Here is a 16,457-nt window from a genome sequence, read left to right as displayed (position 1 = left end):
ATAGTTAAAGATAGAGGAAGCTGAGATGCGAACAATTACACGGGTAACGCAACAAAAACGACCGGGTCGTTATAATATCTACTTGGATGATGATTATGGCTTTGCCGTTGATGAAAAAATCTTAATTCAGTTCAATCTGTTTAAGGGAACTACGCTGGATGATGAACAATTAGCAGCCGTTGAAGCAGCTGAATATGAACAATTGGCTTATCAAAAAGGCTTGATTTACGCGACTGGGCAGCTGCGTTCACGCCAACAAGTTGCGATGAAATTAAAGGAAGCAGATTTTCCTGTGCATGTGATTGAGACAGTCTTAATGCGCTTAGAAAAAGCCCAAGTGCTTGATGACACCGCTTTTGCGGAAGGTTATGTGGCTGGGGTGATGCGGTCTGGAAAATTAGGCCCCCAAGGTGTGCAGTTTAAGTTGAAGCAATGGGGCATTGATCAAAATACAATATTAGATGCCGTGGATGCTTATGATGATGAGACGCAACAAATGCATCTTGAAACACAAGTAGAACGGTTACTGATGAAATATGATCGCTATGCTATGTATTTAGCGAAACAAAAAACACAACAAAAGTTAATTCAGGACGGCTTTGATCAGCGGTTGATTAAAGAAGCGTTAACGAATTATTTTGCCGAGCATGATTTAGACATGGAACGTGAAAATGATAAGTTAGACCGTGACGCGCAAAAGGTTGTGAATCGCTACATGCAATACACTGGTTGGGAATTTACGAAGCGTGTAAAACAAGCTTTGTACCGCAAGGGGTATCAATTGGATGCGATTGATCGCTGGTTAAGAACGTATGAACGTGAAAAAGACAACGAATAGCAGGGCAAAGAATATACATTAGTGGCGCTTTCAGGTACAATAAAAAGGAAGATTTTAAATAGGAGAAAGGCTTAGCGGGCTCTGATAATGAAAGATAGTCGACTACCAAGGGAAGGCGACTTTATTACGATTAAGAGCTACAAGCACGATGGTAGCCTCCATCGTACCTGGCGTGACACAATGGTGTTGAAGACCAGTGAAAATGCAATTATCGGCCTGAATGATCATACATTGGTGATTGAAGATGATGGCCGACGTTGGGTTACTCGTGAACCTGCGATTGTATACTTTCATCGAAAATACTGGTTTAACATTGTGGCAATGTTACGTGAAAATGGGGTCTCATATTACTGTAACTTGGCCTCACCGTTTGTCTTAGATAAAGAAGCACTTAAATATATTGATTACGACCTTGATGTCAAAGTGTTTCCAGATGGTGAACGTCGTTTATTAGATGCAGATGAATATGAAGTACACAAAGCGCGTTGGCAATATCCAGCGGACATTGATTTCATTTTGAAAGAACATGTCAAAATTTTAGTCGATTGGATTGAGCAAGAACGTGGGCCGTTTTCACAGGCATATGTTGATTTGTGGTATCGTCGCTATTTAGAAATTAAGCGACGAAATAATCGATAAAGTTGTTAAAAAAGACGACCTATAGGTCGTCTTTTTTTTATCTAACAAATAATTCACATGTTTGATATACTGAAAGTACAAAAAGGAGGGCTGCAAAATGAAGAAGATACTGACAATTATTGGCGCGCTATTAGTGCTTATTCTAGGTGCTGGTGGCGTTTACGCAGTCATGAATAACAATACAGACAAGCAATACAATGAAGCTATCACAATGGCTGAGAAGCATGTGAAAGAACATGAATGGAAAGATGCACAGACAGCTTATAAAGATGCAGCTAAAATTAAGAAAAGTGATATGACAACCGCAGCTGATGAACAATTAGTTGCGGTGATGAACGCTGAAAAGATTGCTGGTCATGATCAAAAAGGTGCACTGGATATCTTAAAGGGTGCCTTGAAACTTGAAGTAACAGTTCCTGTCATCGATAAAGAAATTAAGGCGATGCAAGTGGATTTGCAGAAGCAATTAGACGATGCAAAGAAGAAGGCTGAGCAAAACAAGGATGGTTCACGATCTGACATCACATCAGAAAAGTCATCATCAGAAGCAATAAATGAAGCAAATAGTAACCAAAACGACAATACAAATAATCCTCAAGGTGAAGTGACAGAACCATCTGAATCAAATAAGACTGAGTCAAACAATGCAGTTGATGCAGATAAAAAAGCCGCTAATATCGCTGAAGGTAAGATGACAGTATCAGAAGCACGTGCGCGTTTGGCTGAACAAGGGATTAACATTGATTATGTACCGGACACAGAGGTACAAAACTTGATTCAAACCGTTAACGCAAGTAATGGTACGAAGTCTCTTGCAGACGTTGCCAATTCAATGAAGTGGTAGATTACTCACCAATCTAAAAGCATCCTGGTCTTGAACCAGGGTGTTTTTTTCGTTATACTGAATTGTTAAGATAATTAAGAAAAAGTTAAATTAAAAAAGGGCGAACTAAACATGGAAGCATTTCAAGAACAATTAAAAAATCGCCGTACCTTTGCTATTATTTCGCATCCGGACGCGGGTAAAACAACGATTACTGAACAACTATTGTTGCTTGGTGGAGTTGTTCGTGAAGCAGGAACGGTTAAGGGACGTAAAGGAAACTTTGCCAAGTCTGACTGGATGGAAATTGAACAAAAGCGTGGAATTTCGGTAACGTCTTCTGTGTTGCAGTTTGATTTCCAAGGTAAGCGTATCAACATTTTGGACACGCCGGGCCACGAAGATTTCTCTGAAGACACATACCGTACATTGATGGCCGTGGATTCGGTTATCATGGTAGTTGACTCAGCTAAGGGTATCGAACCACAAACAAAGAAGTTGTTTGAAATCGTTAAGGAACGTCATATTCCAATCTTTACATTCTTCAACAAGTTGGACCGTGACGGTCGTCCACCTTTGGATTTGTTGGATGAACTAGAGAACACATTGGGGATTCAAGCATACCCAATGAACTGGCCAATTGGATCAGGTAAGATTTTGTCAGGGTTGTTTGATTTGTACCACAATCGTGTTGAAGTTTACCGTCCTGAAGGAGAACGTTTCCTAGCATTGGATGAAGATGGTTCAGAATTGGTTGAACCAAACCCTATTCAACAAACACCAGCCTGGGCTGAAACACGTGATGAAGTTGAAATGTTGGTTGATGCTGGAAATGAATTCTCTGAAGAAGCGATTTTGAAGGGTGAATTAACACCTGTATTCTTCGGATCAGCGTTGACGAACTTCGGGGTGGAAACATTCCTTGAAACATACATGCAATATGCACCAGCACCGGAAGCAAAAAAGACAACCGATGGTGGTGAAATGGATCCAGATGATAAGCAATTCTCAGGATTTATTTTCAAGATTCAAGCGAACATGAACCCAAATCACCGTGACCGTATTGCCTTTGTGCGTATTGTGTCTGGTGAATTTGAACGTGGTATGGATGTTACATTATCACGTACTGGTAAGAAGTTGCGTTTGTCTAATGTGACGGAATTCATGGCTGACACACGTGAAAACGTTGAAAATGCTGTACCAGGAGACATTATCGGTCTATATGACACGGGTAATTTCCAAATTGGAGATACCATTTTTGGTGGTAAGAAGAAGGTTGAGTTCGAAGAACTACCTACCTTTACACCAGAACAATTCATGCGAGTGAATGCGAAGAACGTTTTGAAGCAAAAGTCTTTCCACAAGGGTGTTGAACAACTTGTGCAAGAAGGAACGATTCAAATGTACACAGCATGGGATTCAGGAGATTACATCTTGGGTGCCGTGGGTGCTTTGCAATTCGAAGTCTTCCAATTCCGTATGGAAAATGAATACAACACTGAAGTTGTCCTAGAGCCAATCGGTAACAAGATTGCGCGTTGGGTTAACCCAGAACAATTGGACCCACGTATGGCATCATCTCGTAACCTATTGGTACGTGATCGTCATGAAAAGCCTGTCTTCTTGTTTGAAAACCACTTCGCTGAACGTTGGTTCGGTGATAAGTATCCAGATGTACAATTGGAGGCTAAGCTATGATGTTGACCCTTTCGGTCGCATCAACAACTTGGTTAGCAGGTTTAAAGTTATTTGGTATCATTATGGTCTTGCCAACATTAATTTACTTTGTCGGACATTGGCTTATGCGCCAACATCCAAAGGCATCTAACGTGTGGCATGTACTGTTTGGCCTATACATGTTGATTGTGTTTGTTATGGGACTTTATGTTTTAATTTGGGGATAAAAGGTTGGCACTTAGTGCCAACCTTTTTCTTTTCAATTGGCGATTATGACGTCAATGTCGCGACCTATCAACGGGTTTTGTAAAATGTTTTAAGTCGATTATGTTAAAATAAGAGTTATTGAATTAAGAGGAGAATTGGCATGCCGGAAATGGATCCACACTTACAGAATGCATTATATGGGACACCAAAGATTAATCCCGACGAACAGAATCATTATTTGGGGGCATATCGTGAACGTGTTTACGCGATGCAATTGAAGGATACACTTGATGATCCAGAAATGATGACGCTATGGGATGAAATTTTGACACGCTACCCAGATGCAGTTTGGAAGTTAAATGGTCATTTAGAGACAGATGAATTAATGCCATATATTCAATTGGCTAAGAAACACCATGAAGAGTTTTCAATGGTTACGGACAGTGCTTCGGCAAAAAGTGATGTTGTGGCAGTTTTGGTCGCAGATCACGCTGTTCACAAAACGGAGATTAATTTAGCCGATATGATTGAAACCCCTCAAGTAATTGAGGAAAAAACGAATGAAACAGAGACACCACAAAAGAAATGGTACCAACGTTTCTTTTAAGGGATAAAGAAAGGGGAACGCTTATGCAAAAACCATTAGCTTATCGTATGCGTCCTCGGACTATTGATGAAATTGTCGGACAAGAAGATCTCGTCGGACCGGGGAAAGTGGTGCGTCGCATGGTAGATGCAAAAATGCTATCATCGATGATTTTGTATGGACCACCAGGGACTGGGAAAACAAGTATCGCCAGTGCGATTGCGGGATCAACCCAATATGCCTTTCGCATGTTGAATGCTGCGACAGATAGTAAAAAGGATTTACAGATTGTCGCGGAAGAAGCTCGTATGAGTGGTGGCGTTGTCTTATTATTAGATGAAATTCATCGTTTAGATAAAACCAAACAAGATTTTTTGTTGCCACATTTAGAGAGTGGTGAGATTATCTTGATTGGTGCCACGACGGAAAACCCATACCTGTCAATTAATCCTGCGATTCGTTCTCGAACGCAAATTTTTGAGGTCGAATCATTATCTGTTGATGATATGATCCAAGCTTTGGACCGTGCATTAACTGATAAGGATCGTGGCTTAGGGAATTTCAACGTATCCATTACAGATAAAGCGAAATTGCATTTAGTTGAAACAACGAATGGTGATTTGCGGGCGGCTTTAAATGGCTTAGAATTAGCCGTTAAGTCTACACAGCCAGATCAAGATGGTATCGTGCAGATTGATTTACAGGTTGTGGAAGAAACAGTCCGTCGTAAAGCGTTGTCAGTGGATAAGGACGGCGATGGTCATTATGATGTCATTTCGGCCTTACAAAAGTCTATTCGCGGTAGTGACGCCGACGCGGCATTACATTACTTAGCGCGGTTAGTAACTGGTGGTGATTTGCAAAGTATCGCACGTCGTATGCGTGTCATTGCATATGAAGATGTTGGGTTAGCGGCGCCGGTTGTGGCGCAACGGGCGATTATGGCAATTCAAACAGCAGAACAAGTTGGTTTCCCTGAAGCAAGGATTCCGCTTGCAAATGCGGCGATTGAATTAGCCTTAGCGCCTAAGTCAGCGTCTGCTATTGAAGCAATTGATATGGCATTAGCAGATGTTCAATCTGGTAAGACGTATGATGTACCAGATCATTTGAAAGACAGTCATTATAAAGGTGCGGCTGATTTGGGACATGGTGTTGGGTATCTATATCCACATGCCTATCCAAATGATTGGGTTGCCCAACAATATTTGCCAACCAATTTGATGGCACGTGAATACTTTAATCCAGCTGGGAATTCTCAAGTGGAACAAACGTATGCGCAACGTTATCAAAGCTTGAAAAAGGCGCAAAAAGAACAATTGAAGTCATAACAAAAGAGAGTAGGATTTAAATATGGAACGTTCGCTATTGGTCATTGGATTGTTAATCTTGTTGTTTGTCGGTCTAGCTGTGACAAGTTTCTATCTAGGATATACACGTAATCACCGTAACCGTAAAATTGGGGCATTTGTCTATGTTATTTTTGGATGTTTTGCCTCATTGATGGCAATTGTGAACGTGATTGATTTGATTGTACAAATGGTGAAATAAGGAGACTAAGGTCACATGATTAGTGTTTTATATTATGTATTTATTGCATTGATGTTAGGGATTTCAATTTACCTATGGCTGCAAAAGACAAGCATCCTAACATTGGATGTGGAAACATCAACACGTCTTAGTAATATCTTCGTACCACTATTTGCGGGAGTTGGGTTACTGACAGCGTGGTGGTTGTTGGACTTTGGTCCTGAATCTGGATGGCCAGTGGTTGGGTTGATTCTGGGCTCAATCTTGATGCCAATTTTTGGTTGGGTGTTAGTACAAAAATTATTTGCAAAATAATTTCAAATAATTTGAAACGCTTACATTCGTTGTGTGGTATAATATGTATATCAAGAGGATGTAGGGGGAAGTTATTATGACAGCACTAACATACAACAACATTTTGGTACCGGTTGATGGTTCTAAGGAATCAGAAGCGGCATTCAAGAAGTCAGTACAAGTTGCACTACGTAATGGTTCAGATGCTCACTTGCACATTTTGCACGTTATCGACACTCGTTCATTCCAAAGTGTGACAGATTTCCAAACAACGATGATTGACCAAGTAGCGGAGACAGCAAAGGAAACTTTGGACCGCTACCTAGTTGAAGCACGTGAAGCTGGTGTGGAAAATGTCGAATACACAATCGAATATGGTTCACCAAAGGCAATTATTGCTGAAGAAGCACCAAAGCAATACGATATCGATTTGATTATGTTGGGAGCAACTGGTTTGAACACAATCGAACGTTTGTTGATTGGTTCTGTTGCAGATTACGTTGTACGTACTGCTAAGGTTGACACATTGATTGTTCGTGCCGAAGAAGCTTAATTTAGAAACAGTTACTGATATTTATCAGTAGCTGTTTTTTTGTGCGTAACGAAATTTAACATAATCATACTAATAGCTATCAAATTAGTGTAGAATTAGTAACATTGTTAACTAAAAGTAAAAGGACAGGGGGAGTTAATCATGTTGGCACTATTAAGTGGTATGGCGATTGGATTTGCGTTTATTGCACCAATCGGTATGCAAAATTTGTATGTTTTTAATAACGCAATGAACAATACATTGCGTCGCGCCTTTTTGTATGTAGGATTTGTGTGGTTTGCGGATGCAACCTTCTCATTAGCGGCATATTTTGGAATGGGTGCGTTAATTAATTCAAACGAATTGTTGAAGTTAATTGTGATGATCGTTGGTGGTTTGTTAGTACTTTACATTGGGTGGACAATTTTACGTTCAGCAAACAATGTTGAAATGGGTGTGCAAGGGACCTCACTATCACCAAAGTCAGCATTGATTACGGCCTTTATCGTGACTTGGGCAAACCCACAAGCATTGGTTGATGGTAGTTTGATGCTTGGTGCAACGCGTGCAAAGTTACCAGCAGAAGATGTTTGGCCATTTATTATTGGTGTGCTAATTGCGACAGCAACATGGTTTATTGTGATTACATTGGTGGTTAATTTGTTTAAGAACAAGCTAACAAAGAAGGCCTTTGTCATTGTGAACATGGTGTCTGGATTAATCGTGATGGCTTACGGAATCTACTTGTTGGTAGGAGCCGCACAAATGATTTGGGGCTAACTTGATTTTTTAGGGTGAAAGCCTTAAAATTAAAGGATAGCAATGCACTAGAGGCGATGTTATCAAATTAATGTTTCAGCGAATGTGGATAGTGAAAGCACATCATTAAGATAGCATGGTAGTACCTAGTGGGCTTCATCGATGAACTGAGTTTTTGTAGTTGATGACGTGAGAACGCGTTAAGTTCTAATGAGATAGGATTTCCTAATTTCAGGTGGTACCGCGAATTCAATCGCCCTGATTATGTATATTTTTATACATGATTGGGGCTTTTTATTTGTTTTAAATATTGTTGATAATTGATAACCCATAAAGGAGAATACCAATGCGTGAAATTGAAATGCCTGGTAAATATGACGCGACGTCCGTTGAAGCGGGTCGCTATGAAAAGTGGTTGGCTGATAACCGCTTTGCCCCAAGTAGTAACGATAAGGCTCGTCCTTATTCAATCGTTATCCCACCACCTAATGTGACTGGAAAGTTGCACTTAGGACACGCCTGGGACACAACATTGCAAGACATGTTGATCCGTCAAAAGCGTATGCAAGGATTTGACACATTGTGGTTGCCAGGAATGGACCACGCCGGAATCGCAACACAAGCTAAGGTTGAACAACGACTAGCTGGTGAAGGGATTTCACGTTACGACCTTGGTCGTGAAAAGTTCGTAGAACAAGTTTGGGATTGGAAGAACGAATACGCTGAAACAATCCACGAACAATGGGGAAAGCTAGGGCTTTCTTTGGATTACGAACGTGAACGTTTCACGTTGGATGAAGGTTTGTCAGATGCTGTTCGTAAGGTCTTTGTGACATTGTACGAAAAGGATTTGATTTACCGTGGTGAATACATCATTAACTGGGATCCAAAGGCCCGTACTGCTTTGTCAGATATTGAAGTTATCCACGAAGATGATGAAGGCGCATTCTACCATGTGAAGTACCCATTCGTTGAAGAAGGGGTTGCTTACGATGGTAAGAACTACATTGAAATCGCGACAACACGTCCTGAAACAATGTTTGGAGACGTTGCGATTGCTGTTCACCCAAGTGACGAACGTTACAAGAATTTGGTTGGTCAATTGGTAACAGTACCGTTGGTTGGACGTCAAATTCCAATTATTGCGGATGAATACGTTGATCCAGAATTTGGTTCAGGAATGGTGAAGATTACACCAGCCCACGACCCTAATGACTTTGCTGTTGGTAACCGTCATGATCTTGAACGTATCAACACAATGAATGATGATGCATCAATGAATGAACGTGCTGGTAAGTACGAAGGTATGGACCGTTTTGAAGCACGTGAAGCTATTTCAGCTGATTTGCAAGCTGGTGATTTCATGCTTGAAATCGAACCAATTACGCACTCAGTGGGACATTCAGAACGTACAGGTGTACCGGTTGAATCACGTCTATCAACACAATGGTTCGTGAAGATGAAGCCTTTGGCTGAACAGGCTTTGGCTATGCAACAAGGTGAAGACCGTGTTGACTTCTACCCAGCTCGTTTTGAAGACACATTCACACGTTGGATGGAAGATATTCATGACTGGGTTATTTCACGTCAACTATGGTGGGGACACCAAATCCCAGCTTGGTACCACAAGACAACTGGGGAAATGTATGTTGGTATGGATGCGCCAGAAGACATCGAAAACTGGGAACAAGACAATGACGTTTTGGACACTTGGTTCTCATCAGCATTGTGGCCATTTTCAACAATGGGTTGGCCAAATGAAGAAGCAGATGACTTTAACCGTTACTTCCCAACTAACACATTGGTAACAGGATACGACATTATCTTCTTCTGGGTATCACGTATGATGTTCCAATCAAAGGAATTCACAGGTCGTCGTCCATTTAACAATGTTTTGATTCACGGTTTGATTCGTGATGAAGACGGACGTAAGATGTCTAAGTCATTGGGTAACGGAATTGACCCAATGGACGTTATCGAAAAGTATGGAGCCGATGCATTACGTTGGTTCTTGGCAACTGGGTCTACACCAGGACTTGATGTTCGTTTCTCATACACAAAGATGGATGCGTCATGGAACTTCATTAACAAGATTTGGAATGCGTCTCGTTACGTTATTATGAACTTGGATGCTGATACAGAAGCAAAGTTGCCAGAAGACCGTACAGCATTGTCTTTGGCTGATCGTTGGATTTTGTCACGTTTGAACCAAACAGTTGAAAACGTGACAAAGAACTTTGAGAAGTTTGAATTCGGTGAAGCTGGACGTACTTTGTACAACTTCATCTGGAATGACTTTGCTGACTGGTACATTGAAATGACGAAGCAAACATTGAATGGGGATGATGCAGCCGCTAAGAAGACTGTGCAACAAGTCTTGGCTTACGTATTAGACCAAACATTGCGTTTGCTACACCCAATCATGCCATTCGTAACAGAAGCAATTTACTTGGATATGCCAGTGCCAACTGAAGAATCATTGACAGCGGCAGCATACCCAGAATTCCATGCTGAATTGGCTGATGAAAAGGCAGAAGCTGATTTCCAAAGCTTGGTTGATTTGATTACGGCTGTACGTACAATCCGTACAGAAGCAAATGCACCAATGTCTACTGAAATTGATATTTTGATTCAAACAGAAGATGAAAGTTTGCAACGTATCTTCCAAGAAAACGCTGATTACATCAACCGTTTTGTAAAGCCTAAGACATTAGAAATTGGTGCGCAAATTGAAGCGCCTGCATTGGCTATGTCACAAGTTATCTCAGGGGCGCAAATCTACGTGCCTTTGGCTGAATTGATTGACATTGCTGAAGAAATTTCACGTCTTGAAGGTGAAGCAAAGAAGTTTGCTGGTGAAGTAAAGCGTAGTACTGGTAAGTTGAACAACGACAAGTTTGTTGGTTCAGCACCAGAAGCCGTTGTTGCGGCTGAACGTGAAAAGTTAGCTGACTGGGAAACTAAGTTGGCAGCGACACAAGCACGTTTGACAGAACTTGAAGCAGCGCGTGGTTAATCAATAACATCAACTGCTAAAAAGTTGGAAACACCCATTATCATTTGATAGTGGGTGTTTTTGTATACCGTTATAAAGCTTTGACATTGGTCATTTAGGTTTCTTAACATTCATGATACGATTGAAGTATCAAAATGGGATGAGTGAGCTAATGATTGAGACATATGAACAAGCTTTAGCCTTTATACATGGGCGTCATAAATGGACCAAAACACCAACTTTCGATCGGTTGGGGTTTATTTTGGCGACCCTGAATCATCCTGAACACAAACAAAAATATATTCATGTCACCGGAACAAATGGTAAAGGCTCAACAAGTCAAATGATGGCTAGCATCTTGCGTGCTGCTAACCTACAAGTTGGTTTGTTCAGCTCGCCGTTTATCGAACGATTCAATGAAACAATTCAAGATAATAACGGGCCAATTTCAGATGCACAATTATTAACCTTGGTGCAAAGATTAGAACCATTAGTGCGTGCGCAAGATGTTGCACATCCTGGTTTTGAATTAACTGAGTTTGAAATTGTAACGGTCTTGATGTTTATGTACTTTGAACAGATGCCTGTAGATGTGGTGATTTTAGAAGTTGGGATTGGTGGGATGTGGGATAGTACCCAGATTATCGCCGATAAACTAGCAGCTGTGATCACTTCGGTGTCATATGATCATATGCATGTGTTAGGGGATACGCTTACTGAAATTACCCAGCAAAAAGCCGATATTATTGCGCCGGGTAAGCCAGTGATTGTGGGGGATTTACCACAAGAGGCGTTAACGGTTGTGCAAGATATTGCTCAGAAGCGTGATAGTGATCTATATGTTTACGGTCAATCATTTGGCATGAGGACAGTAGATCATCAATTAACGTATGTGATAGATCAGCATAAGCTACCGGTGCAGTTAAACCTGAATGGTCAGTATCAAATTGGTAATGCGGCTGTGGCGATTAAAACCGTACAAACAGTAGCGCCGATGTTAGGGGTTACGATTGCAGATGCGGCGATTCAAGAAGGCTTACGGCATGTCATTTGGCCCGCTAGATTTGAAACTGTGGCAGACCATCCTTTGGTGATTGTAGATGGGGCCCATAATGTCGCTGGGATTGATGCCTTGGTTCAAACACTGCGTAGCTCATACGGTGATAAAACCGTTGGGATTGTTTTTAGCGCATTAGCTGATAAACATTTCGAACAAATGCTACGCCATTTATTAGCGGAAACCAATCTGAAAATTGTTGTTGTGCCGTTTACAGCGCCAGGAAGCCGACAAGCGATTGCTGGCTTACCATTTACGCATCCACGATTAACATGGGGGGATGACTGGCAAACAGCATTGAAGAGCTTACAAGCGCAAACGGATATGACGGTGATAACGGGCTCTTTGTATTTCGTTTCGGAAGTACGACAACAGTTCAAATAAGGCGTGACCAGTTAGTTAATGAATTGGAAACATATAAGATATAAAAATATAGGATGAAAAAATGATTATTTTACAAGCAAGTGATGTAACGCGTCGCTTTAACGGTGTGACATTCTTTGAACACCTTTCGATGCAAATTCAAGATAAAGGGCGTGTCGGTCTAGTTGGTCGTAACGGGGCTGGAAAGTCAACGCTATTGAAAATGATTACGGGTGAAACGACACCGGATGAAGGTGAAATATCTCGTAAAAAAGGACTACGTGTGGCTTATTTGGCACAAAATTCAGGTCTAGATTCAACATTGTCTGTGTACAATGAAATGCGTGAAGTCTTTGCCGACGTGATTGCATTAGAAACTAAAATGCGTGAAGTTGAAACGGCTATGGCTAATGTGACAGATTATGAAGGTGAAGCCTATCAACGTTTGTTAACAGATTATGACCAAATGCAATATGATTTTAAAGAGAAAAATGGTTATGGTTATGAAGCCACGATTCGTAGTGTCTTACATGGATTTGGTTTTGATGAGTCGTTTTATGACCGTAAAATTGATTCATTGTCTGGAGGACAACGTACACGTTTGGCAATTGCAAAGCAATTGTTAGAAACGCCTGATTTGTTGATTTTAGACGAACCAACTAACCATTTGGATATGGAAACATTAGCTTGGTTAGAACAATACTTGCAAAATTATAATGGGGCTTTGTTGGTGGTTTCCCATGATCGTTATTTCTTAGATCGTGTCGTTAACGAAATTTATGACATGCATTCTGGTCAATTGGATCACTACATTGGAAACTACAGTCGCTTTATGGAATTGAAAGCCCAAAAGATTCTTGGTGAACAAAAAGCTTACGATAAGCAACAAGAAGAGATTGCTAAGTTAGAAGACTTTGTGCAAAAGAATATTGTCCGTGCTTCAACGACGAAGCGTGCGCAATCACGTCGTAAGCAATTGGAGCGCATGGAAAAGATTGAAGCACCACAAAATGAATCGGGTGTTGCGCGTATTACGTTTGCGGCCGAAGAAGACTCAGGTAATGAAGTGATTCGTATGGCTGACGGAAAAATTGGTTATGGGCCAACGGAAATATTGGCTAAGAATGTGAACCTTGAAGTTGATAAGCAACATGCGGTCGCCTTAGTTGGGCCAAATGGAGTTGGAAAATCAACATTGATTAAGACCTTGCTAGATCGTTTGCCTTTGTTGGGTGGCACAATGCGTATTGGCTCAAGTGTCACGGTTGGTTACTATGATCAAGAACAACAAGTCCTTGATGAAAACAAGACAGTGATTAACACAATTTGGGATGCCCATCCATTGATGCCTGAAAAGGACGTCCGTACGATTCTAGGATCATTTATGTTCAGTGGTGAAGCCGTTGATAAAAAAGTGTCATCACTATCAGGTGGTGAACGTGCGCGTTTATTGCTGACAAAATTGTCGTTAGAAAAAGCAAATTGTTTGATTCTGGACGAACCAACGAATCACTTGGATATTGATTCTCGTGAAGTGTTGGAAACAGCTTTGAACGAATACAATGGAACTATTTTCTTTGTTTCGCACGACCGTTACTTTATTAATTCAGTTGCGTCTGAAATTATTGAATTGACAGCCGATGGCACAACTTTCTTTGATGGGGACTATGACTACTATCTAGAAAAGCGAGTTGCCAATAAGCAAGCCGAAGAAGCAGTGGCAGTAGATGAACCATCTGAAGCAGTCTTGAGTAATCAAGAACGTAAAGAACGTCAGAAAGCACAACGCAAGCTGGAACGTGAATTAGCAGACGTTGAAAAGCAAATGACCGCAATTGAGACACGCTTAGCTGAAATCGATACAGAAATGAATGCCCCTGAATTGGCGCAAGATGTGTATCAATTGACGCAATTGTCTGAAGAAAGTGCCCGTTTAAACACAGAAAATGAAGAATTAGAAGAGCGTTGGACTGAGCTTTCAATGACCTTGGAAGAGTTTTAAGCAGTTCCGATAAAAAAGCATCCTAATCGAGTGGGATGCTTTTTTATTTGCGCTAAATATGATATGATAGTTATGTTGAATTGGCACTTAGATAACGAGAGTGCTAATAAAAAATTGTGGAGGACATCATTATGTTAAAGCCTTTAGGAGATCGTGTTGTTTTGCGTTTGGCGCAAGAAACTGAACAATCAGTGGGTGGTATCTTGTTAGCCTCAAATGCACAAGAAAAGTCAATCGTGGGAACTGTTGTGGCAGTATCTGAGCACACAATGGGTGATTTGACTGCACCACAAGGAATTGTGGTTGGTGATGAAGTATTGTTTGATCAATACGCTGGGACACAAATTGTTGTTGATGGCGAAGATCTATTGGTCTTGCATGCTAAGGACATCATTGGTGTGCTTTAAGCCAAACAGCAATTAAGCGACTTAAATATAAATCATTTAAAAAGATAAAAAACAGAATATAAAAGGGGAAAAGACATGGCTAAAGATATTAAATTTGCTGAAGATGCACGTTCAAAGATGCAAATCGGTGTGGACAAGTTAGCGAACACAGTTAAGACAACAATTGGTCCTAAGGGACGTAATGTGGTCTTAGAACAAGCATATGGTGCACCAACCATTACAAATGATGGTGTTACAATTGCGAAGGCCATTGAATTAGAAGACCACTTTGAAGACATGGGTGCTAAGTTAGTTGCCGAAGTTGCATCAAAGACAAACGACATTGCAGGAGATGGAACAACAACTGCGACTGTTTTGGCCCAAGCCATTGTGAACGAAGGGATGAAGAACGTAACAGCTGGTGCTAATCCAGTTGGCGTTCGTCGTGGAATTGAAACAGCAACCGCTACAGCTGTAAAGGCATTGCACGAAATGTCTAAGACCGTTTCGTCTAAGGAAGAAGTGGCGCAAGTTGCGTCTATTTCAGCTGCTAATGCTGAAGTTGGTGATTTGATTGCTGAAGCAATGGACAAGGTTGGTAACGACGGTGTCATTACGATTGAAGAATCAAAGGGTATCGAAACAACATTGGATGTTGTGGAAGGTATGCAATTTGATCGTGGTTACTTGTCACAATACATGGTTACTGACGAAGATAAGATGGAAGCAGCACTTGAAAATCCATACATCTTGATTACTGATAAGAAAATCAACAACATTCAAGATATCTTGCCATTATTGCAAAGTGTTGTTGAACAAGGACGTGCCCTATTCATCATTGCGGATGATATTGCTGGGGAAGCCTTGCCAACATTGGTTTTGAACAAGATGCGTGGAACATTCAACGTTGTTGCGGCGAAGGCACCTGGCTTTGGTGACCGTCGTAAGGACTTGTTGGCAGATATTGCCATCCTAACTGGGGGAACTGTTATTACAGATGACCTTGGTCTAGGTTTGAAGGATGCAACTTTGGCACAATTGGGACAAGCAGCTAAGGTAAATGTTACCAAGGATGCAACAACAATTGTTGAAGGTGCTGGGGCAAAGGATGCGATCGCTGAACGTGTTGACATGTTGAAGAAGCAAATCAGCCAAACAACATCTGACTTTGATCGTGAAAAGTTGCAAGAACGTTTGGCTAAGCTAGCAGGTGGTGTTGCCGTGATTAACGTTGGGGCAGCTACAGAAACAGAATTGAAGGAACGTAAGTACCGTATTGAAGATGCTTTGAATGCGACACGTGCGGCCGTTGAAGAAGGTTTCGTGCCCGGTGGGGGAACTGCATTGGTGAACGCCATTACAGCCGTAGACGCCTTGTCAGAGACTGGTGACATCCAAACGGGTATTAACATTGTTAAGCGTGCCTTGGAAGAACCTGTTCGTCAAATTGCTGAAAATGCTGGTTTGGAAGGATCAGTTATTGTGAACAAGTTGAAGGAACAAACACCAGGAATTGGTTACAATGCTGGGGATGATACTTGGGTTGATATGATTCAAGCTGGTATCGTGGACCCAACTAAGGTAACGCGTTCTGCGCTACAAAATGCGGCTTCTGTCGCAGCGTTGTTGTTGACGACTGAAGCAGTTGTTGCTGAACAACCAAAGGCTGATAACGGTGATGCAGCTGCGCAAGCAGCCATGGCTGGTATGGGCGGAATGATGTAATAAAAATAGACGAAAAAGGCTAGTTCAAGTGATTGAGCTAGCCT

At 41.3% G+C, this 16,457-nt stretch carries 16 protein-coding genes; all 16 read left to right on the top strand.

Going from position 1 to position 16,457, the window contains the following annotated elements:
* Nucleotides 1-25 precede the first annotated feature (25 nt).
* The 16 genes from WS08_RS05030 (at nucleotide 26) to groL (ending at nucleotide 16,413) form a co-directional block, all read left to right on the top strand.
* Nucleotides 26-838 (top strand): RecX family transcriptional regulator, encoded by an 813-nt coding sequence (locus WS08_RS05030; protein ID WP_009496123.1) that lies wholly within the window; start codon nucleotides 26-28, stop codon nucleotides 836-838.
* Between the two features lie 87 nt (nucleotides 839-925).
* Entirely contained in the window at nucleotides 926-1,477 is a 552-nt protein-coding gene (ntdP, locus tag WS08_RS05025) for a nucleoside tri-diphosphate phosphatase (protein ID WP_009496122.1), read from the top strand.
* 97 nt (nucleotides 1,478-1,574) lie between these two features.
* The gene (locus WS08_RS05020; protein ID WP_009496121.1) at nucleotides 1,575-2,321 is read left to right on the top strand and encodes a hypothetical protein; all 747 of its coding nucleotides are present in this window, start codon (nucleotides 1,575-1,577) and stop codon (nucleotides 2,319-2,321) included.
* A gap of 111 nt (nucleotides 2,322-2,432) precedes the next feature.
* On the top strand, nucleotides 2,433-3,998 hold the full coding sequence (locus WS08_RS05015; protein ID WP_009496120.1) for a peptide chain release factor 3: 1,566 nt from the start codon (nucleotides 2,433-2,435) through the stop codon (nucleotides 3,996-3,998).
* Nucleotides 3,995-4,204: a hypothetical protein gene (locus tag WS08_RS05010; protein WP_009496119.1), complete on the top strand. Its 210-nt coding sequence runs from the start codon at nucleotides 3,995-3,997 to the stop codon at nucleotides 4,202-4,204. The genes WS08_RS05015 and WS08_RS05010 overlap by 4 nt, the downstream gene beginning before the upstream one ends.
* A gap of 140 nt (nucleotides 4,205-4,344) precedes the next feature.
* On the top strand, nucleotides 4,345-4,791 hold the full coding sequence (locus WS08_RS05005) for a YueI family protein (RefSeq protein ID WP_009496118.1): 447 nt from the start codon (nucleotides 4,345-4,347) through the stop codon (nucleotides 4,789-4,791).
* Nucleotides 4,792-4,814: 23 nt separating this feature from the next.
* A complete protein-coding gene (locus WS08_RS05000) occupies nucleotides 4,815-6,101 on the top strand; it encodes a replication-associated recombination protein A (RefSeq protein ID WP_009496117.1) in 1,287 nt (428 codons plus the stop codon).
* 22 nt (nucleotides 6,102-6,123) lie between these two features.
* Nucleotides 6,124-6,321, top strand: a complete 198-nt coding sequence (locus WS08_RS04995; RefSeq protein WP_009496116.1) for a hypothetical protein — start codon at nucleotides 6,124-6,126, stop codon at nucleotides 6,319-6,321.
* Nucleotides 6,322-6,336: 15 nt separating this feature from the next.
* Nucleotides 6,337-6,615 carry a hypothetical protein gene (locus WS08_RS04990; protein ID WP_009496115.1) on the top strand — a complete coding sequence of 93 codons (279 nt, stop codon included), beginning with the start codon at nucleotides 6,337-6,339 and terminating at the stop codon, nucleotides 6,613-6,615.
* 76 nt (nucleotides 6,616-6,691) lie between these two features.
* Complete coding sequence (locus tag WS08_RS04985; RefSeq protein ID WP_009496114.1) at nucleotides 6,692-7,147, top strand: universal stress protein; 456 nt, start codon at nucleotides 6,692-6,694, stop codon at nucleotides 7,145-7,147.
* A gap of 141 nt (nucleotides 7,148-7,288) precedes the next feature.
* Complete coding sequence (locus WS08_RS04980; protein ID WP_009496113.1) at nucleotides 7,289-7,906, top strand: LysE/ArgO family amino acid transporter; 618 nt, start codon at nucleotides 7,289-7,291, stop codon at nucleotides 7,904-7,906.
* A gap of 325 nt (nucleotides 7,907-8,231) precedes the next feature.
* Nucleotides 8,232-10,901 carry a valine--tRNA ligase gene (locus tag WS08_RS04975; protein ID WP_009496112.1) on the top strand — a complete coding sequence of 890 codons (2,670 nt, stop codon included), beginning with the start codon at nucleotides 8,232-8,234 and terminating at the stop codon, nucleotides 10,899-10,901.
* A gap of 151 nt (nucleotides 10,902-11,052) precedes the next feature.
* Nucleotides 11,053-12,321 carry a bifunctional folylpolyglutamate synthase/dihydrofolate synthase gene (locus tag WS08_RS04970; RefSeq protein ID WP_038566683.1) on the top strand — a complete coding sequence of 423 codons (1,269 nt, stop codon included), beginning with the start codon at nucleotides 11,053-11,055 and terminating at the stop codon, nucleotides 12,319-12,321.
* A gap of 61 nt (nucleotides 12,322-12,382) precedes the next feature.
* Nucleotides 12,383-14,302, top strand: coding sequence for an ABC-F family ATP-binding cassette domain-containing protein (locus WS08_RS04965; RefSeq protein WP_009496110.1), 1,920 nt, complete (start codon nucleotides 12,383-12,385; stop codon nucleotides 14,300-14,302).
* Between the two features lie 131 nt (nucleotides 14,303-14,433).
* Nucleotides 14,434-14,709, top strand: coding sequence for a co-chaperone GroES (locus tag WS08_RS04960; protein WP_009496109.1), 276 nt, complete (start codon nucleotides 14,434-14,436; stop codon nucleotides 14,707-14,709).
* Between the two features lie 75 nt (nucleotides 14,710-14,784).
* Nucleotides 14,785-16,413 carry a chaperonin GroEL gene (gene groL, locus WS08_RS04955; RefSeq protein ID WP_009496108.1) on the top strand — a complete coding sequence of 543 codons (1,629 nt, stop codon included), beginning with the start codon at nucleotides 14,785-14,787 and terminating at the stop codon, nucleotides 16,411-16,413.
* Nucleotides 16,414-16,457: the final 44 nt, after the last annotated feature.

It is taken from the genome of Weissella tructae (assembly GCF_000732905.1).
Lineage (GTDB): Bacteria > Bacillota > Bacilli > Lactobacillales > Lactobacillaceae > Weissella > Weissella tructae.
The sequence above is the reverse complement of the archived record's forward strand: the minus strand, read 5'-3'. Positions and strand labels throughout refer to the sequence as shown.

What these genes read in the sequence shown, in the direction of transcription:
- WS08_RS05030 (WP_009496123.1), top strand. Translation starts at nt 26, where the DNA reads ATGCGAACAATTACACGGGTAACGCAACAAAAACGACCGGGTCGTTAT.
- ntdP (WP_009496122.1), top strand. Translation starts at nt 926, where the DNA reads ATGAAAGATAGTCGACTACCAAGGGAAGGCGACTTTATTACGATTAAG.
- WS08_RS05020 (WP_009496121.1), top strand. Translation starts at nt 1,575, where the DNA reads ATGAAGAAGATACTGACAATTATTGGCGCGCTATTAGTGCTTATTCTA.
- WS08_RS05015 (WP_009496120.1), top strand. Translation starts at nt 2,433, where the DNA reads ATGGAAGCATTTCAAGAACAATTAAAAAATCGCCGTACCTTTGCTATT.
- WS08_RS05010 (WP_009496119.1), top strand. Translation starts at nt 3,995, where the DNA reads ATGATGTTGACCCTTTCGGTCGCATCAACAACTTGGTTAGCAGGTTTA.
- WS08_RS05005 (WP_009496118.1), top strand. Translation starts at nt 4,345, where the DNA reads ATGCCGGAAATGGATCCACACTTACAGAATGCATTATATGGGACACCA.
- WS08_RS05000 (WP_009496117.1), top strand. Translation starts at nt 4,815, where the DNA reads ATGCAAAAACCATTAGCTTATCGTATGCGTCCTCGGACTATTGATGAA.
- WS08_RS04995 (WP_009496116.1), top strand. Translation starts at nt 6,124, where the DNA reads ATGGAACGTTCGCTATTGGTCATTGGATTGTTAATCTTGTTGTTTGTC.
- WS08_RS04990 (WP_009496115.1), top strand. Translation starts at nt 6,337, where the DNA reads ATGATTAGTGTTTTATATTATGTATTTATTGCATTGATGTTAGGGATT.
- WS08_RS04985 (WP_009496114.1), top strand. Translation starts at nt 6,692, where the DNA reads ATGACAGCACTAACATACAACAACATTTTGGTACCGGTTGATGGTTCT.
- WS08_RS04980 (WP_009496113.1), top strand. Translation starts at nt 7,289, where the DNA reads ATGTTGGCACTATTAAGTGGTATGGCGATTGGATTTGCGTTTATTGCA.
- WS08_RS04975 (WP_009496112.1), top strand. Translation starts at nt 8,232, where the DNA reads ATGCGTGAAATTGAAATGCCTGGTAAATATGACGCGACGTCCGTTGAA.
- WS08_RS04970 (WP_038566683.1), top strand. Translation starts at nt 11,053, where the DNA reads ATGATTGAGACATATGAACAAGCTTTAGCCTTTATACATGGGCGTCAT.
- WS08_RS04965 (WP_009496110.1), top strand. Translation starts at nt 12,383, where the DNA reads ATGATTATTTTACAAGCAAGTGATGTAACGCGTCGCTTTAACGGTGTG.
- WS08_RS04960 (WP_009496109.1), top strand. Translation starts at nt 14,434, where the DNA reads ATGTTAAAGCCTTTAGGAGATCGTGTTGTTTTGCGTTTGGCGCAAGAA.
- groL (WP_009496108.1), top strand. Translation starts at nt 14,785, where the DNA reads ATGGCTAAAGATATTAAATTTGCTGAAGATGCACGTTCAAAGATGCAA.